This window comes from Pseudomonas sp. PSPC2-3 (genome assembly GCF_049898265.1).
GTDB classification, from domain to species: domain Bacteria; phylum Pseudomonadota; class Gammaproteobacteria; order Pseudomonadales; family Pseudomonadaceae; genus Aquipseudomonas; species Aquipseudomonas veronii.
Window position 1 is genome coordinate 128,144 of record NZ_JAFCXJ010000010.1, and the last position, 20,118, is coordinate 148,261.

18 protein-coding genes are annotated in these 20,118 nt (G+C 59.5%); 5 read left to right on the top strand and 13 right to left on the bottom strand.

Features of this window, described 5'->3' with window-relative positions; all coding sequences use genetic code 11:
- Window positions 1-23 precede the first annotated feature (23 nt).
- The 5 genes from ACP7E3_RS23110 to sdhC form a co-directional block, all read right to left on the bottom strand.
- Window positions 24-2,855: a 2-oxoglutarate dehydrogenase E1 component gene (locus tag ACP7E3_RS23110; RefSeq protein WP_046384197.1), complete on the bottom strand. Its 2,832-nt coding sequence runs from the start codon at window positions 2,853-2,855 to the stop codon at window positions 24-26.
- Between the two features lie 261 nt (window positions 2,856-3,116).
- Window positions 3,117-3,821, bottom strand: coding sequence for a succinate dehydrogenase iron-sulfur subunit (locus ACP7E3_RS23115; protein WP_108524427.1), 705 nt, complete (start codon window positions 3,819-3,821; stop codon window positions 3,117-3,119).
- An 11-nt stretch (window positions 3,822-3,832) separates the two neighbouring features.
- The gene (gene sdhA / locus ACP7E3_RS23120; RefSeq protein ID WP_017846765.1) at window positions 3,833-5,605 is read right to left on the bottom strand and encodes a succinate dehydrogenase flavoprotein subunit; all 1,773 of its coding nucleotides are present in this window, start codon (window positions 5,603-5,605) and stop codon (window positions 3,833-3,835) included.
- A 3-nt stretch (window positions 5,606-5,608) separates the two neighbouring features.
- Window positions 5,609-5,977 (bottom strand): succinate dehydrogenase, hydrophobic membrane anchor protein, encoded by a 369-nt coding sequence (gene sdhD, locus ACP7E3_RS23125; RefSeq protein WP_017846764.1) that lies wholly within the window; start codon window positions 5,975-5,977, stop codon window positions 5,609-5,611.
- Window positions 5,971-6,345 carry a succinate dehydrogenase, cytochrome b556 subunit gene (gene sdhC / locus ACP7E3_RS23130; RefSeq protein WP_017846763.1) on the bottom strand — a complete coding sequence of 125 codons (375 nt, stop codon included), beginning with the start codon at window positions 6,343-6,345 and terminating at the stop codon, window positions 5,971-5,973. The genes sdhD and sdhC overlap by 7 nt, the downstream gene beginning before the upstream one ends.
- A gap of 363 nt (window positions 6,346-6,708) precedes the next feature.
- Here sdhC and gltA point away from each other — a divergent pair, with 363 nt between their 5' ends.
- Complete coding sequence (gltA, locus tag ACP7E3_RS23135; RefSeq protein WP_017846762.1) at window positions 6,709-7,998, top strand: citrate synthase; 1,290 nt, start codon at window positions 6,709-6,711, stop codon at window positions 7,996-7,998.
- Between the two features lie 387 nt (window positions 7,999-8,385).
- Here gltA and ACP7E3_RS23140 read toward each other — a convergent pair whose 3' ends face one another.
- From ACP7E3_RS23140 to ACP7E3_RS23150, 3 genes are all read right to left on the bottom strand, one after another.
- Window positions 8,386-10,044, bottom strand: coding sequence for a cation acetate symporter (locus ACP7E3_RS23140; protein WP_017846761.1), 1,659 nt, complete (start codon window positions 10,042-10,044; stop codon window positions 8,386-8,388).
- Entirely contained in the window at window positions 10,041-10,352 is a 312-nt protein-coding gene (locus tag ACP7E3_RS23145; RefSeq protein ID WP_017846760.1) for a DUF485 domain-containing protein, read from the bottom strand. Before ACP7E3_RS23145 ends, ACP7E3_RS23140 begins: the two co-directional genes overlap by 4 nt.
- A gap of 262 nt (window positions 10,353-10,614) precedes the next feature.
- Window positions 10,615-11,466: a glycine betaine ABC transporter substrate-binding protein gene (locus tag ACP7E3_RS23150; RefSeq protein WP_057003706.1), complete on the bottom strand. Its 852-nt coding sequence runs from the start codon at window positions 11,464-11,466 to the stop codon at window positions 10,615-10,617.
- 331 nt (window positions 11,467-11,797) lie between these two features.
- Between ACP7E3_RS23150 and ACP7E3_RS23155 the strand changes: the two genes are divergently transcribed.
- Window positions 11,798-13,351 (top strand): glycosyl hydrolase family 17 protein, encoded by a 1,554-nt coding sequence (locus ACP7E3_RS23155; protein WP_102618158.1) that lies wholly within the window; start codon window positions 11,798-11,800, stop codon window positions 13,349-13,351.
- Between the two features lie 93 nt (window positions 13,352-13,444).
- On the opposite strand, the gene ACP7E3_RS23160 is transcribed toward ACP7E3_RS23155, so the two are convergent.
- Entirely contained in the window at window positions 13,445-13,813 is a 369-nt protein-coding gene (locus ACP7E3_RS23160; RefSeq protein WP_126587903.1) for a hypothetical protein, read from the bottom strand.
- A gap of 236 nt (window positions 13,814-14,049) precedes the next feature.
- On the opposite strand from ACP7E3_RS23160, the gene ACP7E3_RS23165 reads away from it, so the two are divergent.
- Together ACP7E3_RS23165 and ACP7E3_RS23170 are read left to right on the top strand one after the other, a co-directional pair.
- Complete coding sequence (locus tag ACP7E3_RS23165) at window positions 14,050-15,348, top strand: serine/threonine protein kinase (RefSeq protein WP_046384200.1); 1,299 nt, start codon at window positions 14,050-14,052, stop codon at window positions 15,346-15,348.
- Window positions 15,341-16,129: an MlaA family lipoprotein gene (locus ACP7E3_RS23170; protein ID WP_046384201.1), complete on the top strand. Its 789-nt coding sequence runs from the start codon at window positions 15,341-15,343 to the stop codon at window positions 16,127-16,129. Before ACP7E3_RS23165 ends, ACP7E3_RS23170 begins: the two co-directional genes overlap by 8 nt.
- Window positions 16,130-16,200: 71 nt before the next feature.
- Here ACP7E3_RS23170 and ACP7E3_RS23175 read toward each other — a convergent pair whose 3' ends face one another.
- From ACP7E3_RS23175 to ACP7E3_RS23190, 4 genes are read right to left on the bottom strand one after another with little or no spacing between them, the layout of a single operon-like run.
- Complete coding sequence (locus tag ACP7E3_RS23175) at window positions 16,201-16,977, bottom strand: amino acid ABC transporter ATP-binding protein (protein ID WP_046384202.1); 777 nt, start codon at window positions 16,975-16,977, stop codon at window positions 16,201-16,203.
- Window positions 16,978-16,994: 17 nt separating this feature from the next.
- Window positions 16,995-17,717: an ABC transporter permease gene (locus ACP7E3_RS23180; RefSeq protein ID WP_046384203.1), complete on the bottom strand. Its 723-nt coding sequence runs from the start codon at window positions 17,715-17,717 to the stop codon at window positions 16,995-16,997.
- The gene (locus ACP7E3_RS23185; RefSeq protein ID WP_426124497.1) at window positions 17,714-18,430 is read right to left on the bottom strand and encodes an ABC transporter permease; all 717 of its coding nucleotides are present in this window, start codon (window positions 18,428-18,430) and stop codon (window positions 17,714-17,716) included. Before ACP7E3_RS23185 ends, ACP7E3_RS23180 begins: the two co-directional genes overlap by 4 nt.
- A 17-nt stretch (window positions 18,431-18,447) precedes the next feature.
- Entirely contained in the window at window positions 18,448-19,200 is a 753-nt protein-coding gene (locus ACP7E3_RS23190; RefSeq protein ID WP_426124499.1) for a transporter substrate-binding domain-containing protein, read from the bottom strand.
- 283 nt (window positions 19,201-19,483) lie between these two features.
- Here ACP7E3_RS23190 and ACP7E3_RS23195 point away from each other — a divergent pair, with 283 nt between their 5' ends.
- Window positions 19,484-20,089 (top strand): TetR/AcrR family transcriptional regulator, encoded by a 606-nt coding sequence (locus ACP7E3_RS23195; RefSeq protein WP_046384206.1) that lies wholly within the window; start codon window positions 19,484-19,486, stop codon window positions 20,087-20,089.
- The last annotated feature ends 29 nt before the right edge of the window (window positions 20,090-20,118 follow it).

Here is a 20,118-nt window from a genome sequence, read left to right on the forward strand (position 1 = left end):
CGGTTTCAGTCAGCGCGAAGGCGTTAAACAGTGAAAGCATCTTGCAGGAGTTTTTCCTGCTGCTCGGCGTGCATCGATGCATAACCACAGGCAGGCGCGGCAGAAGCATCGCGACCGGCGTATTCCAGGCCCAGGGCCTTGTTGTGGTTACCAATGCTGCGACGCAGATGATGCTGGCTGCTGTACCAGGCGCCCTGGTTCATCGGTTCTTCCTGACACCACACTACATGAGTGAGGTTGGTGTAAGGCGCGATGATCTCCATGAGGTCATCTTCCGGGAACGGGTAAAGCTGCTCGATACGCACGATGGCGATGTCTTCGCGGCCTTCGGCACGGCGTTTTTCCAGCAAATCGTAGTAGACCTTGCCGCTGCACAGGATCAGGCGAGTGACCTTGGCCGCGTCCAGTGTATCGATTTCTGGAATAACGGTCTGGAACGAGCCTTCCGCCAGATCTTCCAGGGTCGAGATGGCCAATTTATGACGCAACAGCGATTTCGGCGTCAGCACTACCAGCGGCTTGCGCAGTGGGCGAATGACCTGGCGACGCAGCAAGTGGTAGATCTGGGCCGGGGTAGTCGGCACGCACACCTGGATGTTGTGCTCGGCGCACAGCTGCAGGTAACGCTCCAGACGGGCCGAGGAGTGCTCCGGACCCTGACCTTCATAACCGTGTGGCAGCAGCATGGTCAGACCGCACAGACGGCCCCACTTGTGCTCGCCGCTGGTGATGAACTGGTCGATAACCACCTGGGCACCGTTGGCGAAGTCGCCGAACTGGGCTTCCCAGATCACCAGCGCGTTAGGCGTGGTGGTCGAGTAACCGTATTCGAACGCCAGTACGGCTTCTTCGGACAGGAACGAATCGTACAGGTCGAAACGTGGCTGGCCTTCGTACAGGTGTTGCAGCGGGATGTAGGTGCCTGCGTCTTTCTGGTTGTGCAGAACCGCGTGACGGTGCGAGAACGTACCACGGCCGATGTCCTGGCCGGTCATGCGGATCGGGTGACCTTCGAACGCCAGGGTCGCATACGCCATGGTTTCGGCGTAACCCCAGTTGATCGGCAGGCCGCCGGCTTGCATCTTCTGACGGTCTTCGTAGATCTTCGCGACCTGGCGCTGTACGACAAAGCCGTCAGGAATTTCCAGCAGCTTGGCAGACAGTTCCTGCAGAGTCTTCAGATCGAACGACGTATCGTGACGCGCAGTCCAGGCGTGGCCCAGGTACGGACGCCAGTCGACGAACAGCTCTTTGTTCGGCTCTTTGACCAGGCTTTTTACAACATGCAGACCGTTGTCCAACGCGTTGCGGTATTCGTCGACTTTCGCCTGAACACGCGCTTCGTCAACCACACCGGCCTTGGTCAGGCTTTCGGCGTACAGCTCACGGGTGGTGCGCTGCTTGGTGATCTGCTGGTACATCAACGGCTGGGTGCCGCTTGGTTCGTCCGCTTCGTTGTGACCGCGACGGCGGTAGCAAACCAGGTCGATCACCACGTCACGCTTGAACTGCATGCGGTAGTCGACAGCCAGTTGGGTCACGAACAGCACGGCTTCCGGATCATCACCATTCACATGGAGGATCGGCGCCTGGATCATCTTGGCAACGTCGGTGGCGTACTCGGTGGAACGCGCGTCCAACGGGTTGCTGATGGTGAAGCCCACCTGGTTGTTGATGACGATGTGAACGGTACCGCCGGTCTTGAAGCCGCGGGTCTGCGACATCTGGAAGGTTTCCAGGACCACGCCTTGACCGGCGAATGCCGCGTCGCCGTGGATGGAAATCGGCAGAACCTTCTCACCGGTCGCGTCGTTACGACGATCCTGGCGAGCGCGCACCGAACCCTCGACCACTGGAGAAACGATTTCCAGGTGGGACGGGTTGAAGGCCATGGCCAGGTGAACTTCACCGCCGGTGGTCATCACGTTCGACGAGAAGCCCTGGTGGTATTTAACGTCACCGGAACCCAGCTCGACCTTTTTCTTGCCTTCGAACTCGTCGAACAAGTCGCGCGGGTTCTTGCCGAAGGTGTTGACCAGCACGTTGAGACGGCCACGGTGGGCCATGCCGATCACGATTTCCTTGGTGCCGTAGGAGCCGGAACGCTGGATCAGCTCGTCGAGCATCGGAATCAGGCTCTCGCCGCCTTCCAGGCCGAAACGCTTGGTGCCCGGGTATTTGGTGCCCAGGTATTTTTCGAGGCCTTCGGCTGCGGTCACGCGCTCAAGCAGGTGGCTGCGCACATCGGCAGACAACACCGGACGGCCACGCACGCCTTCCAGGCGATGCTGGAACCAGTGACGCTGTTCGGAGTCGGTGATGTGCGTGAACTCAGCGCCAATGGTGCGGCAATATGTCTGCTGCAACGCTTCGTGAATTTCGCGTAGGCTCGCTTCCTCTTTGCCGATGAACAGGTCTCCGGCACGGAAGGTCGTATCAAGATCGGCATTGGTCAAGCCGTAATGATTGATCGACAGGTCTGCAGGTGCAGGACGCTTCCAGAGCCCCAGCGGGTCGAGCTGGGCCGCCTGGTGGCCGCGCATACGGTAGGCCTGGATCAGTCGCAGTACTTCAACTTGCTTCTTCTCATGCTCACTGCTCACGCTTCCGGCGGAAACCGGTTGGGCGCGGCGCTGGTTCTTTGCCAGCAGCACGAACTGATCGCGAATTGTTGCGTGCGATACATCGGTGGCAGCGTTGCCGTCTGAAGACAACGTCTGAAATTTGGTGCGCCATTCTTCTGGCACAGCGTTAGGGTCGTGCAGGTAGAGCTCATAAAGCTCTTCCACATAGGCAGCGTTACCACCTGAAAGATAGCCGCTGTTCCACATGCGCTGCATCACGCTTTCTTGCATGCTTGGTCACCCTCGATTTGGGGACACCACCGGCGGCGACACCGAGTTTGCTTGCAAAAGGCCAAGTGCAGCGACCAAAACAAGCCACTTAGGATCACGCTGATAGTTCGGGTACCAACCCGAATGCCCCTGCTTGTCTCATTTCTTCAAAATAAGAGCCGCGGCTTTGTAAGTCGCTGCTCAAGTTAAGACTACGGCGCCGGTTGAAGCCTGCGCCGTAGCATTTACGGGCACAACGGTCCTGCTTTGCTACAACGTCAATTACACGCCGCTTTGCAGCAGCATGTTACGGATGTGACCAATGGCCTTAGTCGGGTTCAGGCCTTTAGGACATACGTTGACGCAGTTCATGATCCCGCGGCAGCGGAATACGCTGAACGGGTCATCCAGTGAAGCCAGACGCTCGGAGGTCTGGGTGTCACGGCTGTCTGCCAGGAAGCGATATGCTTGCAGCAGAGCAGCCGGGCCCAGGAATTTGTCCGGGTTCCACCAGAAGGACGGGCACGACGTCGAGCAGCAAGCGCACAGGATGCACTCGTACAGGCCGTCGAGCTTCTCGCGCTCTTCCGGGGACTGCAGACGCTCGATGGCCGGAGCCGGCGTATCGTTCTGCAGGAATGGCTTAACCTTCTCGTATTGCTTGTAGAAGATGCTCATATCGACGACCAGGTCACGGATAACCGGCAAACCTGGCAGAGGACGAACGATCAGCTTGTTGCCTTTGACCACGGCGGACAGCGGCGTGATGCACGCCAGGCCGTTCTTGCCGTTGATGTTCATGCCGTCGGAGCCGCAAACACCTTCACGGCAAGAGCGACGATAGGAGAACCCTTCGTCCTGCTCTTTGATCAGGGCCAGCACATCCAGCACCATCAAGTCTTTACCACCGGTATTGACCTGGAATTCCTGCATGAACGGCGCAGCGTCCCGATCAGGGTTGTAGCGATACACACTGACTTTCAACATGGCAGCCACCCTTAGTAAGTCCGAATTTTCGGTTCAAACATCGGAACCGTCTTCGGCGAGAAGTTAACGGCACGCTTGGTGACGCGCTTTTCACCCGGGAAGTAGAGGGTGTGGCACAGCCAGTTTTCATCGTCACGGTCTTCGTAGTCTTCACGAGCGTGAGCACCGCGGGACTCTTTACGAACCTCGGCGGCAATCGCAGTCGCTTCAGCCACTTCCAACAGGTTTTGCAGCTCAAGGGCTTCGATACGAGCGGTGTTGAACGCCTGGCTCTTATCGTTGATCTTGACGTTGGCGATGCGCTTGCGCAGGTCAGCCAGCAGGGCAATACCCTTCTGCATGTATTCGCCGGTACGGAATACACCGAAGTAGTTCTGCATGCAGCTTTGCAGCTCGCGACGCAGGGTAGCCACGTCTTCGCCTTCGGTACGCTCGTTCAGAGCGGACAGACGCGCCAGGGCAGCTTCGATGTTGGCGTCGGTAGCGTCATCGTATTCGATGCCGTCGGTCAGCGCCTTTTCCAGGTGCAGGCCGGCAGCACGGCCGAAGACCACCAGGTCGAGCAGCGAGTTGCCGCCCAGACGGTTGGCGCCGTGTACCGATACGCAAGCCACTTCGCCCACCGCGAACAGACCATGGATGATCTCGTCCACGCCGTCGGCGTTCTGGGTGATTGCCTGGCCATGGATGTTGGTCGGCACGCCGCCCATCATGTAGTGGCAAGTCGGAACAACCGGAACCGGAGCAACCACCGGGTCAACGTGCGCAAAGGTCTTGGACAGTTCGCAGATACCTGGCAGGCGGCTGTGCAGCACTTCCTCGCCGAGGTGATCGAGCTTGAGCAGCACATGGTCGCCGTTCGGGCCACAGCCGTTGCCGGCGATGATTTCCTTGACCATGGAACGGGCTACAACGTCACGACCGGCAAGGTCTTTCGCGTTCGGAGCATAACGCTCCATGAAACGCTCACCGTGCTTGTTGATCAGGTAGCCACCTTCACCACGGCAACCTTCGGTGACGAGTACACCGGCGCCGGCGATGCCGGTCGGGTGGAACTGCCACATTTCAATGTCTTGCACCGGCACGCCGGCACGCAGCGCCATGCCAACGCCGTCGCCGGTGTTGATCAGTGCGTTGGTGGTCGAGGCGTAGATACGACCTGCACCGCCAGTTGCCAGAACGGTAGCCTTGGCGCGGATGTAGGTGGTTTCACCGGTTTCGATGCAGATGGCGATCACGCCGACGAATGCGCCGTCCTGGTTTTTTACCAGGTCAACCGCGTAGTACTCGTTCAGGAACGTGGTGCCGGCTTTCAGGTTGCCCTGATACAGGGTGTGCAGCAGCGCGTGACCGGTACGGTCGGACGCGGCGCAAGTACGGGCAGCCTGGCCGCCTTTACCGTAATCCTTCGACTGACCGCCGAATGGACGCTGGTAGATACGACCTTGCTCGGTACGCGAGAACGGCAGACCCATGTGGTCCAGCTCGAACACGGCGGCCGGGCCTTCCTGACACATGTATTCGATAGCGTCCTGGTCACCGATATAGTCGGAACCCTTGACGGTATCGTACATGTGCCAGCGCCAGTCATCGTTCGGGTCGGCGGAGGCGATGGCGCAGGTGATGCCACCCTGGGCCGATACGGTGTGGGAACGCGTCGGGAACACCTTGGTGATCACGGCAGTCTTGTGACCACCCTGAGCCAGTTGCAGCGCTGCGCGCATGCCGGCGCCGCCGCCACCAATGATGATGGCGTCGAAGGAAATAGTTGGAATGTTAGCCATGGATCAGATACCCCAAAGAATCTGCACACCCCAGACGAAGTAAGCGAACATCGCGACGCCGCATACTGCCTGGAAGAGAAACCGTACTGCTGTCGCAGACTTGCCCAGCGCCATCGGCGTCAGGTAGTCGGTCGAAATGGTCCACATGCCGACCCAGGCGTGAGCGCCCAGGGCTACAAGGGCCAGCAGACTGAAGATTCGCATCGCATTGTGGGAAAACAGGCCATGCCATTGCTCATAGCCGATGCCCGGATTGGCGACGAGGTATCCGATCAGGAAAATGAAATAAGCCGCGAGAACGACCGCAGACACACGCTGTGCCATCCAGTCATAGAGGCCCGAACGCGACAGATTCGTTACGCTGGTTACCATATCCAAACTCCTGCCAGAACGATCAGCGCCACGGAAACGGCGATGACGATTTTCGAGCCCAGGCGGCCGCCTTCCAGCGTCTCACCGATGCCCATATCCATGATCAAGTGGCGCACGCCGGCTACCAAGTGATACAGCAGAGCGGACAAGAGGCCCCATGCTACGAACTTGGCCAGCGGACTGGTCAAGCATGCCTTCACCTCGGCATAACCTTCCTCGGAACCCAGGGATTTGCTCAATGCATAAAGCATGAAGCCCAGGCCCAGGAAGAGGATGATGCCGGAAACACGGTGCAGGAACGACGTAACGCCGGTGATGGGGAGTTTGATGGTCCTTAGGTCTAGGTTTACAGGTCGTTGGCTATTCACGGCTTTTTTTCACACTGAAGAGCCCCTAACAATCAGGGCAAAGTTGTTGGGGAGCGGACTGGTCAGGTAACACCACCCAGGGAGTGCGACCCCCAATGAAAGCAAGCCCAAAAGCCCTTGGCGGTCGGTGGCCGAGTATAGACAGTTAGGTTACTAATGACAACGCGCTGACCTCACCCTAATAGCGCATTGCGTTGGCAGGATAAAAGGCGTAAATGGCGGTAAATTTCGAGGAAAAAGTCCGGTTAAAGCCTTCTGGGGCAAGACTTTAGGCAAATTGACATCTGAATTTATCTCACTATAGTGGTGCGGGCCCTGCGTGGGGGGTCTGTCTGATGATTTGAAGCATAAATAGGAGGCCACATGGCTGACAAAAAAGCGCAGTTGATCATCGAGGGCGCAGCCCCCGTCGAGCTGCCCATTTTAACCGGCACCGTTGGTCCTGATGTTATCGACGTACGGGGCCTGACGGCCACGGGCCGTTTCACTTTCGACCCAGGTTTCATGTCGACCGCCTCATGCGAGTCGAAGATTACCTATATTGATGGCGATAATGGCATTTTGCTGCATCGGGGCTACCCGATCGAGCAACTGGCTGAGAAATCGGACTACCTGGAAACCTGCTATCTGCTACTAAATGGCGAGTTGCCAACCGCCGAGCAGAAAGCCCAGTTTGTCAGTACTGTAAAGAACCACACCATGGTTCACGAGCAGTTGAAGACGTTCTTCAACGGCTTCCGTCGCGACGCCCACCCGATGGCCGTCATGTGCGGCGTGGTCGGCGCCCTGTCGGCCTTCTATCACGACTCCCTCGACATCAATAACCCGCAGCATCGCGAAATCTCCGCGATCCGCCTGGTTGCCAAGATGCCGACCCTGGCCGCAATGGTTTACAAGTACTCCATGGGGCAACCCATGATGTACCCGCGCAACGACCTGACTTACGCGGAAAACTTCCTGCACATGATGTTCAACACCCCGTGCGAGATCAAACCGATCAGCCCGGTGCTCGCCAAGGCAATGGACCGGATCTTCATCCTCCATGCCGACCACGAGCAGAACGCCTCCACCTCTACCGTGCGTCTGGCCGGCTCTTCGGGTGCCAACCCGTTCGCCTGTATCGCCGCCGGTATCGCCGCGCTGTGGGGCCCTGCCCACGGCGGTGCGAACGAAGCCGTATTGACCATGCTCGATGAAATCGGCGATGTCTCGAACATCGACAAATACATCGCCAAGGCCAAAGACAAGAACGATCCGTTCAAGTTGATGGGCTTCGGTCACCGGGTCTACAAGAACCGCGACCCGCGCGCCACCGTCATGAAGAAAACCTGCGACGAAGTGTTGAGGGAACTGGGCATCAAGAACGATCCGCAACTCGAACTGGCCATGCGCCTGGAAGAGATCGCTCTGACCGACCCGTACTTCATCGAGCGCTCGCTGTACCCGAACGTCGACTTCTACTCGGGGATCATCCTCAAGGCGATCGGCATTCCAACCAGCATGTTCACCGTGATCTTCGCCCTGGCGCGGACCGTGGGCTGGATCTCCCACTGGAAAGAAATGCTCTCCAGCCCGTACAAGATTGGCCGCCCGCGCCAGCTGTACACCGGCTACGAGTCGCGTGACATTACCAAGCTGGAAGATCGCAAGTAAGCATCTGACCGACGCGCAATAAAAAAGCGGCCTCCTTCATGGAGGCCGTTTTTATTTGTGCAGGAACCAAGAAACTGTTTTGTCTGAAATTCAGCTATCGGGAGCAAGCCCCCTCCCACATCCGACTGCATTCCAAGGTAGGTACCCGGTCGAATGTGGGAGGGAGCTTGCTCCCGATGACAATAGCCCAACCAACACAAAGCCCCAGCCTATCGACCGGGACACTTCCTATTAAGCCCCCCAAACCTGACCGACTACCCACCTTGGAATGCAACCAACTGTGGGAGGGGGCTTGCCCCCGATAGCAATGGCCCAGCCACCACAAAACTCCAGCCAAAAAAAATGCCCCAGCCTATCGACCGGGGCATTTCCTATTAAGCTACAACCTTAGTGAGAAACCGCCCCACTCGCCCCCAGGCCAGTCTGCGAACGCACAAACTGCGGGAAGTACAGTGCCCGTTCCTTGACTGCCGCCGCCGACTTGTCGGTGATGGAGAAGAACCAGATGCTGACGAACGCGATGAACATCGAGAACAGCGCAGGGTACTCATACGGGAAGATGGCTTTTTCGTGATGCAGGATCGACACCCAGATGGTCGGCCCCAGGACCATCAGGCCCACGGCACTGACCAACCCGAGCCAGCCGCCAATCATTGCGCCACGGGTGGTGAGGTTTTTCCAGTACATGGAAAGCAGCAACACCGGGAAGTTACAGCTGGCAGCGATAGAGAACGCCAGGCCGACCATGAACGCAATGTTCTGGCTTTCAAACAGGATACCCAGACCGATTGCCAGCACCGCCAAGGCGATAGTGGTGATCTTCGAGACGCGAATCTCCTCTTTGTCGTTGGCCTTGCCTTTCTTGATCACGCTGGCATACAGGTCATGGGACACCGCCGAAGCACCGGCCAGGGTCAAGCCCGCAACCACCGCGAGGATGGTGGCAAACGCCACAGCCGAGATGAAGCCCAGGAAGATACTGCCACCCACCGCGTTGGCCAGGTGAACCGCCGCCATGTTGTTACCACCGAGCAAGGCGCCTGCAGCATCCTTGAACGCCGGGTTGGTGCTGACCAGCAGGATCGCGCCGAAACCGATGATGAAGGTCAGGATGTAGAAGTAGCCGATGAAACCAGTGGCGTACAACACGCTCTTGCGCGCTTCCTTGGCGTCGCTCACGGTGAAGAAGCGCATCAGGATGTGCGGCAGGCCGGCGGTACCGAACATCAGTGCCAGAGCCAGGGAGAACGCGGAGACCGGATCTTTCACCAAACCGCCAGGGCTCATGATCGCTTCACCTTTAGGGTGAACCTTGATCGCCTCGGAAAACAGCGTGCTGAAGTCGAAGTTGACGTGCTTCATCACCATGACTGCCATGAATGTGGCGCCGGACAGCAGCAACACTGCCTTGATGATCTGCACCCAGGTGGTCGCCAGCATGCCGCCGAACAGCACGTACAGGCACATCAGGACACCCACCATGATCACCGCTACGTGGTAATCAAGGCCGAACAGCAGCTGGATCAACTTGCCCGCGCCTACCATCTGCGCGATCAGGTAGAACGCCACCACCACCAGCGAACCGCAAGCCGACAGGCTACGGATCTGAGTTTGCCCGAGGCGGTAGGACGCCACGTCGGCAAAGGTGTATTTGCCCAGGTTACGCAGGCGCTCGGCGATCAGGAACAGAATGATCGGCCAGCCCACCAGGAAGCCGATCGAGTAGATCAGGCCGTCGTAGCCGGAGGTGTATACCAGTGCGGAAATACCCAGAAAGGACGCGGCCGACATATAGTCGCCGGCAATCGCCAGGCCGTTCTGGAAACCGGTGATCTTGCCGCCGGCCGCATAGTAGTCGGCCGCCGAGTTGTTGCGCTTGGACGCCCAGTAGGTAATGCACAACGTCGCGCCGACAAAGACCACGAACATCAGGATCGCTGGAATATTCAGCGGTTGTTTTTGCACTTCACCGGTCAACGCCTCCCCCGCCCATATAGCAGGCGCGAAGACCGAAGCACCCAGTACAGCCAATAGACGACGGATCATTGCGCAGCCTCCTTGAGAATCGCATTGTTCAGATCGTCGAATTCGCCGTTGGCGCGTCGCACGTAGATCGCAGTGAGGACAAAGGCCGATAGAATCAGCCCGACACCGATAGGGATTCCCCAGGTGATGGACGAAGTGGAGCTGATCTTAGCCCCCAGCAATTGTGGCCCGTAGGCAATCAACAGGATGAATCCGGAGTAAAGCCCTAGCATGATCGCCGAGAGAATCCAGGCGAACCTTTCCCTTTTTCTAACCAGCTCCTTGAAGCGCGGGCTGTTTTGAATCGAGAGGTAAATGCTGTCGTTCATTGTTTTTATCCTCGCAGCACAGCTTTGTTATTATTGAAACAATAGCCACTGTATGCGGCTACGGGGCAGGTTCCAGACGACCTTAGTATTAGAGGGAGTGTAGCGAGGGTTTGCGAGGGCGCAGAAACATTTGCGGGCGGCGAAAATAATAATGTGGGAGGGGGCTTGCCCCCGATTGCGGTGTGTCAGTCGCTGATGATCTGACTGATCCATCGCAATCGGGGGCAAGCCCCCTCCCACAAGGGGTTACATCAAAGGGGGGTTACTTGGCGAGCCACTCGGCAACCCGCTCAGGGTGCTTGGCAACCCAGTCCTTGGCGGCTGCATCGGGCTTGGCGCCCTCCTGGATGGCGAGCATGACTTCACCGATTTCGTCCTTGGAAGCCCATTGGAATTTCTTCAGGAACGCCGCGACTTCCGGGGCTTTCTTCTCCAGGCCCTTGCTACCAATGCTGTTGACGGTTTCAGCAGCGCCATAGATCCCTTTTGGATCGTCCAGGAACCGCAGTTTCCACTTGGCGAACATCCAGTGCGGCACCCACCCGGTGACTGCAATGGATTCCTGCTTGTCTTCGGCGCGGGTCAGTTCGGCGATCATCGCGGCACCGGAGCTGGCTTGCAGCTTGTAGTCCAGGCCATAGGCCTTGATCGCTTCGTCGGTCTTGAGCATCACGCCTGAACCGGCGTCGATACCGACGATCTTGTTCTTGAAGGTGGTGTCGGTCTTGAGGTCTTCGATGGACTTGGCCTTGACGTACTCCGGCACGATCAGGCCGATCTTCGCATCCTTGAAGTTGGGGCCGTAGTCGACCACCTTGTCCTTGTTCTTGGCCCAGTATTCACCATGGGTCACGGGTAGCCAGGCAGAGAGCATGGCGTCGAGCTTGCCGGTAGCAACACCCTGCCACATGATCCCGGTGGCGACCGCTTGCAACTTGACGTCATAACCGAGCTTTGCCTTGATCACTTCTGCCGCCACATGAGTGGTGGCAACGCTGTCGGACCAACCGTCCACGTAGCCGATGCTCAGGGTTTTGCTGTCGGCGCTGGCCAGTGTGGAGCTCATCGCAACTACCAGAGTGGCAACTGCGCCCAAGAGTCGTCGCATCTTCATCGTACTTCCCCGAAAGTGCTGCGCCCGACGGATGTCGAGCGACGTCAACCTGTTGTTATGTGGTGCGCCACGCCCCCTTCACGCGCATCGATCCGGCGGCAACGACATCAGTGGAGTGCTGATACTTCGATCATCAACCTGCCGGGGCCTTTGTCCTGCTCTGTCAGCGACCTCAGGTAAGCAAGAAACGACATCACATCGCCAGCTAGCGCTGTTATGGGACGCTCACCTCATACCCCGCCCGAACTTTGCATGTCTAAATCATGCAGCCCCACTGGGACGCGACAAATCCGGGTAAGATGCGCGCCTTTGCTCCCCAGATAAGCCGACCATGCCCGCAACTGCCCGCTTCCCTGCCCTGCCCTATTTATTCGCCTTGATCCTCGGCCTGCTTGCGCTGGTCGGGTACTGGTATGGCCTCGGCCGGCCAGTGGTGCTGCCGGACGTGGCCAGCGCCAGCCACAAACTGCAATGCGCCTCCTACACGCCGTTCGACAAGGACCAATCACCGTTCGACCAGCCGTTCAAGCTGCGCCCCGAGCGCATGGACGCCGACCTGGCCCTGCTGGCCACCCGCTTCGAATGCATCCGCACCTACTCCATGACCGGCCTGGAAGCCTTGCCGGACCTGGCGCGCAAGCACGGGCTGAAACTGATGATCGGCGCCTGGGTCAACGGCAACCCGGTCGACACCGAAAAAGAAGTCGACGCCTTGATCGCCTCGGCCAACGCCAACGCCGACGTGGTGACTTCGGTGATCGTCGGCAACGAAACCCTGCTGCGCAAGGAAGTCACGGCCGCACAGTTGGTGAAGCTGATCCATAAGGTCAAAAGCCAGATCAAGCAGCCGGTCACGTATGCCGACGTCTGGGAGTTCTGGCTGCAACACCCGGAAATTGCCCCGGCGGTGGATTTCCTGACCATCCACTTGCTGCCGTACTGGGAAGACGCCCCCTCGGGAATCGACCAGGCGCTCAAGCATGTCGGTGACGTGCGCCAGACCTTCGGCAATAAATTCGCGCCCAAGGACGTAATGATCGGCGAGACCGGCTGGCCCAGCGAAGGCCGCCAGCGCGAAACCGCGGTGCCGAGCCGGGTCAATGAGGCCAAGTTCATGCGCGGTTTCGTGGCCATGGCCGAAGCCAATGGCTGGCACTACAACCTGATCGAAGCCTTCGACCAGCCGTGGAAGCGTGCCAGTGAAGGCGCTGTCGGCGGCTACTGGGGCTTGTTCGATGCCGATCGTCAGGACAAAGGCATCCTCGCAGGCCCAGTGACCAACGTACCGTACTGGCCACTGTGGCTGGGAGTCGGTGGACTCATCCTGCTGGGCACCCTGGCGCTCGGCGGGCGGGTGCGCAGCGTGCGCGCCGCCTGGCTGCTGCCGCTGCTCGGGGCCGTCGCCGCCTGTTCCATCGGCACCTGGGCCGAACTGACCCGCGTAACCGCACGCTTCAATGATGAATGGGTGTGGGCGGGGCTGCTGGTCGCGTTGAACCTGCTGGTACTGGCACATGCGGCCCTGGCCTTGAGCAGCCGCGAGGGTTGGCGCGAGCGGGCGTTCAACTGGCTGGAGCCGCGCGCGGGCTGGCTGGTGGCAATCGCCGGGTTCGCTGGCGCGGTGATGATGCTGGCGCTGGTGTTTGACCCGCGCTACCGCAGCTTCCCAAGTGCGGCGCTGGTGCTGCCTGCCCTGGTCTATCTGATTCGCCCGGTGACCGGGCCACGTCGGGAAATTGCCCTACTGGCCTTTATCATCGGTGCAGGCATTGCGCCGCAGCTGTTCCGCGAAGGTCTGTTGAACCAGCAGGCGTGGGGTTGGGCGCTGGTCAGTGGGTTGATGGTTGTGGCTTTGTGGCGGTGCTTGCGGATGCGCAAGGCTTAAGATGCCATCGGGGGCAAGCCCCTCCCACATTTGGAACGCGTTCCCATGTGGAAGGGGCGGTGCGACGATTCGACTTGCCCCCGATTGGCCCTATCAGGCCGCCCGTGGCTTGCGGACCAAGCGCAACCCGGCAATCACCACCGCAAACACCGCAAATGTGGTGTTGTACAACGCCAACGCCGGCAACCCGAACACCAGCCCCAGCACCGCCAACCCCCACCCCGCACGGCCCGGCACGAAAAACGCCAGCACCGACGCGATCAGCCCAGCCCAGCCCATCACCTGGAAGTGAATCATCAAGCCCAGGTTCGAACGCACCTGGCATTCCCAGCGGTTGGCTTCATCCGCGCAAATGCCGACCCACCGGCCATCCTCCATGAAGCCGTAACGCGCGGCATAACTGGCGGCCAGCCATAATGGCAAGGCAATGAGCAGTAGGGTCAGCGGCAAGCGGCGGGACATGGAGCACTCCGATAGGCAAAAACGGCGCTCAGCTTAATCCCCCGGTGGCCGTTAGCAAGATGTGTACGCAGATAAGTGTCCATCAATACGCGGCAAAGTGTATCTTCTGCCTACTATTACCCCGACTCCGACGTTTTTTATCCGACTTTTCGTGCCGATGGCTGGCACTTCGGTGGCAACGCGGTGGTCATAGCCTGCGAACTTCATTCAGCACGTTTCCTCTTAGGGATTAAGTCATGCTCCGTTCCTTGCGCTGCGCTGCCTTGCTGGGCAGCCTTTTTTTGAGTGCGTCAGCACTGGCCGTCGACATCGACCAGGCCAGCTATGGCTTCCCTTTGACCAACCCGTTCGAAGCGACCATCGCCACCACGCCGCCTGACCTTCGGCCCAGCTTGCCGAGCGACGACGAAATCAACCAGTCCGACTACACCCTGAACATGCGTCCCGAGCGCGAGTTCAGCCTGCCCGACAACTTCTGGGCAGTGAAGAAACTCACCTACCGCATCGCCAAGCAAGACCGCGCCGCACCGCTGATCTTCCTGATCTCGGGCACCGGTGCGCGGTTTGACAGCAGCATTAACGAATACCTGAAAAAACTGTACTACCAGGCCGGCTACCACGTCGTGCAACTGTCATCGCCGACCAGCTTCGACTTCATGAGCGCCGCCTCGCGCTTCGCCACGCCGGGTATCACCCAGGAAGACGCCGAAGACATGTACCGCGTGATGCAAGCAGTGCGTGCGCAGAACGCCTCACTGCCGGTCACCGACTTTTACCTCAGCGGCTACAGCCTCGGTGCGCTGGATGCGGCCTTTGTCAGCAAGCTCGACGAAACCCGCCGCAGCTTCAACTTCAAGAAAGTGCTGCTGCTCAACCCGCCGGTCAACCTGTACACCTCGATCACCAACCTCGACAAGCTGGTGCAGACCGAGGTCAAGGGCATCAACAACACCACGACCTTTTATGAACTGGTGTTGAACAAGCTGACCCGCTACTTCCAGCAAAAGGGCTACATCGACCTTAACGACGCCCTGCTCTACGACTTCCAGAACTCCAAGCAGCACCTGACCAACGAACAGATGGCCATGCTGATCGGCACCACGTTCCGTTTTTCGGCGGCCGACATCGCGTTCACCTCGGACCTGATCAACCGCCGCGGCCTGATCATCCCGCCGAAGTACCCGATCACCGAAGGCACCAGCCTCACGCCGTTCCTCAAGCGCGCGCTGCAATGTGACTTCGATTGCTACCTCACCGAACAGGTCATCCCGATGTGGCGCGCCCGTTCCGATGGCGGCAGCCTGTTGCAATTGGTCGATCAGGTCAGCCTGTACGCCCTCAAGGACTACCTGCACACCAGCCCGAAAATCGCCGTCATGCATAACGCCGACGACGTGATCCTCGGCCCGGGCGACCTCGGCTTCCTGCGTCAAACCTTCGGCGATCGCTTGACTGTCTACCCGCTGGGCGGCCATTGCGGCAACCTCAATTACCGCGTCAACGCCGACGCCATGCTGGAGTTTTTCCGTGGCTAAATATCTTCTGCTGCTTGCCGCCCTGATGTGCGCAAGCGTGGCCAATGCCGACAACAGCAAGGCGCACGCGCCCACCGTCGTGGGTGCCGACGGCTTCAAGGAGCCGCTGAGCAAACTCAAGTTCAACCCGGGCCTGGACCAGCGCGAGTTCGAACGCTCGTCACTGACCGCCCTCAACGTGTACGACCCGCTGGAATCGTGGAACCGTCGCGTTTACCACTTCAACTACCGCTTCGACCAATGGGTGTTCCTGCCGGTGGTCGACGGTTACCGCTACGTCACGCCGAGCTTCCTGCGTACCGGCGTAAGCAATTTCTTCAACAACCTGGGCGATGTGCCCAACCTGTTGAACAGCCTGTTGCAACTCAAGGGTCACCGCTCCCTGGAAACCACCGGGCGCCTGCTGCTCAACACCACCATCGGCGTTGCCGGGCTGTGGGACCCGGCTACCGCCATGGGCCTGCCGCGCCAGAGCGAAGACTTCGGCCAGACCCTGGGTTTCTACGGCGTGCCTGGCGGCGCCTATCTGGTGCTGCCGATCCTGGGCCCATCGAACCTGCGCGATACCAGCGGCTTGGTGGTCGACTACAGCGCCGAATCGCAGATCAACTTCCTGAACGTCTCCGAAGTCAGCTCCAACCATCCGGAGATCTGGGCCCTGCGCGTGGTCGACAAGCGTTACCAGACCAGCTTCCGCTACGGTCAGTTGAACTCGCCGTTCGAGTACGAAAAGGTGCGCTACATCTATACGGAATCGCGCAAGTTGCAGATTGCCGAATAAGCGCAGCGCGCGGTAAAAAAGCCATTCGACGCGCTCGAATGGCTTTTTTTTGCCTGCTCGATACCAGCCGCCTACCCCAGCACCTGCGCCAGAAACGCTTGCGCGCGAGGTGTGCGTGGCGCAGTGAAAAACGCCTCCGGCGGCTGGTCTTCGATGATCCGCCCGCCATCGAGAAACAGCACACGCCCGGCGACTTGCCGGGCAAAGCCCATTTCGTGGGTGACGCAGAGCAAGGTCATGCCACTTTCGGCGAGCATGACCATCACGTCCAGCACCTCGCCGACAGCCTCCGGGTCGAGTGCCGACGTCGGCTCATCGAACAGCATGATTTTCGGGGTCATGCACAATGCCCTGGCTATCGCGACCCGCTGCTGTTGGCCGCCCGACAGTTGCGCCGGGTATTTTTTCCAGTGTTGATCGATCCCGACTTTTTTCAGCAGCGCCATCGCCTGGTCCTGCGCGCTGTCGCGGGGCATGCCGCGCACGGACATCGGCGCCAGCATGCAGTTTTGCAAGACGGTCAGGTGCGGAAACAGGTTGAAGCCCTGAAACACCATGCCGACCTCACGCAAGGCCGCGCGGCAGAGCGTCGGCGAAGCGCTCAAGTCGGCGCCCAGCACCTGGATTCGGCCCTGCTGCGCCGGTTCCAGACGATTGAGGCAACGGATCAACGTGGACTTGCCGGAGCCCGAGGTGCCGCACAGCACAATCCGCTCGCCCTGCACCACGCGCAGGTCGATACCGTGCAGCACCTGGTATGGGCCGTACCATTTACTCAGCCCTTCGACGTCGATCACCACCGGCGCAGGCGCGCAGATCGACCGCTCAAACTCCCCTGATGACCCCATGTATCCACCCTTCCCTATCATTCGTCAGTTGGCCGCATGTGGCGGGTGAGTCGACGATTGATCCGGTTCACCCCTCGCCGGACACACTCGACCACCAGCAGGTAGACCAGCGCCACCCACACATACACCTGGAAATCAAAAGTGCGTGAGAACGCCAGCTTGGCCACGCCCATCAAATCCAGCAAGGTCACCAGCGACACAATCGCGCTGGCCTTGATGATCAAAATCAGTTCATTGCCCAGTGGCCCCACCGTCACGATGAGCACCTGCGGCAAGGTCACCTTGAAAAACGTGGTGGTGCGGCTCAACCCCAACACCGTCGCGGCTTCATAGTGGGCACGAGGCACGGAGAGCAACCCGCCGCGAAAGATCTCGGCCTGATAGGCCGCCGTATTCAAGGTGAACGCCAGCACGGCGCAAAACCACGGGTCGCCGAACCAGCCCCACAGGCCAAGGTCGCGCCAGAAACCGTGGAAGGAACCCAAGCCGTAATAGATCAGGAACAACTGCGCCAACAGCGGCGAGCCCCTGAAAAAGTAGAGATAGGCCCTGCACCCGTACTGCAACAAACGCCAGCGTGAAGTCCTGCCCAACGCCAACAGCACGCCAAGCACCATCCCGGCGCTGCTGGATATCGCCACCAATTGCAGGGTCAGCAACAAGCCATCGAACAACTGCGCACCGTAGCGCTGAAGCAGTTCAAGCCCGAGCCACTCGGCAAAACGCTCGCCCCCCATCATGAGGCACGCTCCCGACCCTGGCCGTAGTGCTTTTCAAGCTGTGCGATGCAAAACCCCGACATCGACGACAGCAGCAGGTACAGGCCACACGCCGCCAGATAAAACAGCATCGGTTCCTTGGTGGCGTTCACCGCCAGGCTGGTCTGGCGCATCAGGTCCACCAGGGAAATGGTCGACACCAACGCCGTGTCCTTGAGCAGGCTCAACCAGTTGTTCGAAAGCCCCGGCAAGGCGATCCTCATCACCTGCGGCAGCACCACCTTGAAAAACGTGTGCCTGCGGCTCAAGCCCAGTGCCTGGGCACCTTCGTACTGGCCGCGCGCCACGGTCTTCAACGCCCCCAGCCACACCTCGCTGGAAAAGGCCGCCAGCACCAGGCTGAACGCGATCACCGCCGCCACGAAGGCGTTGATGCCAAACTCGGCCGAACCGCCCCAATACGCCTGGAACTTCTGCAGCGCGATCTGGATGCCGTAATACACGATCAATAACGTCAGCAACTCCGGCAGGCCACGAAAACAGGTGGAGAACAGCGCAGCCATCGCCCTCACCGTGGCGTTTGCCGATCTGCTGCACAGCGCCACCAACAACCCGAATGGCAACCCCAGCGGCACACACGCCAATGCCAGCGCCATCGTGACCCCTGCGCCCGCCAGCAGCGCGCCGCCCCACCCACCGGCGCCCAACGACAACAACCCTAATGACTCGAACATGGAAGACGCCCCCGCGCTTAATCATCCTCAAGGCCATGGGCCAACTTGAGCTGTCGATACGTGCCGTCGGCGATCACGTCCGCGATGGCCTGGTTCAGCCTGGCGCGCAACGCCTCATCGGCCTTGCGCACGGCAATACCGGCGTCGCTTTGCGTACCGGGGATAGCCAGCACCCGGCAACACTGCGGGTCGGTGTTCTTCAACCACTCCTGCATCGGCGCGCTGTCGTTGACCACCGCATCCAGGCGGCCGTTGAGCAGGTCGCTGTTGGCCTCATCCTGGCCGACGTACAACTTGACCCGCGCCCCATTGGCGCCATAGACATCCTGGTTGTAGATACCCTGGGTGGACGACGACTGAGCGCCGACCGTCTTGCCGGACAACGTGGCCGGCGCAGCGTCCTGAATGTCGCTGCCCCTGGGCACTGCCAGGACCATGCGCGTGCGGTTGTAGGGCTGGGTGAAGCTGACGGTCTTCTGGCGCTCTTCGGTGATGGCCATCGAGGCGATGATCGCGTCGTACTTTTTCGCGAGCAGGCCCGGGATGATGCCCTCCCAGTCCTGGGCAACAATCGTGCATTCGACGCCGAGGCTGGCGCACAGGGCGTTCGCCATATCGACGTCAAAACCACGCAGTTGGTTATTCGAGTCCACATAGTTGAAAGGCGGATAAGCACCCTCCGTGGCGAAACGCAGCGGCTGCGCATGGGCTACCGACAACAGCCCGAGGGTGATCGTTACGGCATAGAGCGTCTGTTTGACCTGTTTCATGAAGGCACCTACCGAATTATTTTTATTCTGGGTAGTGCCTGAGGCCTGGTTAACCCGAAGGAACACGGGTGATTGACGCAGGCTCAGTCACTGACCCAGCGGACACTACGCCAATCTAAACAATTCGTCTATATTTTACAGATAGTCTATTTCCGAGTTTTTTGTAGGCCAAAACCGGGATGCACGATCGACCCCAAGAGTGTCGCGGGCACATTGTTGAGGCTCGCGGATGGCCGGTGCTACCATGCGCAACCGCCTGTCATGGCAAGGAACCCTCTGGTTTATGAGCAGCATTCGCGAGCGCAACAAAGAAAAGATCCTGCGGGCGGCGAGCGAGGAGTTTGCCGACAAGGGCTTCGCCGCGACCAAAACCAGCGACATCGCCGCCAAGGCCGGGCTGCCCAAGCCCAACGTCTACTACTACTTCAAGTCCAAGGACAACCTCTACCGCGAAGTGCTCGAGAGCATCATCGAGCCGATCCTGGCAGCCTCGACGCCGTTCAACCCGGAGGGTGAGCCTGCGGTGGTACTGAGCAACTACATCCGCTCGAAAATCCGCATCTCCCGCGACCTGCCCTTCGCCTCCAAGGTGTTCGCCAGCGAAATCATGCACGGCGCCCCGCACCTGAGCGCCGAACAGGTCGAGCAACTCAACGCCCAGGCCAAGCACAATATCCAGTGCATCCAGCACTGGGTGGACCGCGGATTGATTGCGCCGATCGATCCCAATCACTTGATGTTCAGCATCTGGGCCGCAACCCAGACGTATGCGGATTTCGATTGGCAGATTTCGGCGGTGACCGGCAAGGCCAAATTGGATGAGGCGGATTACGAGGCGGCGGCGCAGACGATTATTCGGTTGGTGCTCAAGGGCTGTGCGCCGGACTAAAACACCGAGGCGCCTGTGGCAATCGGGGG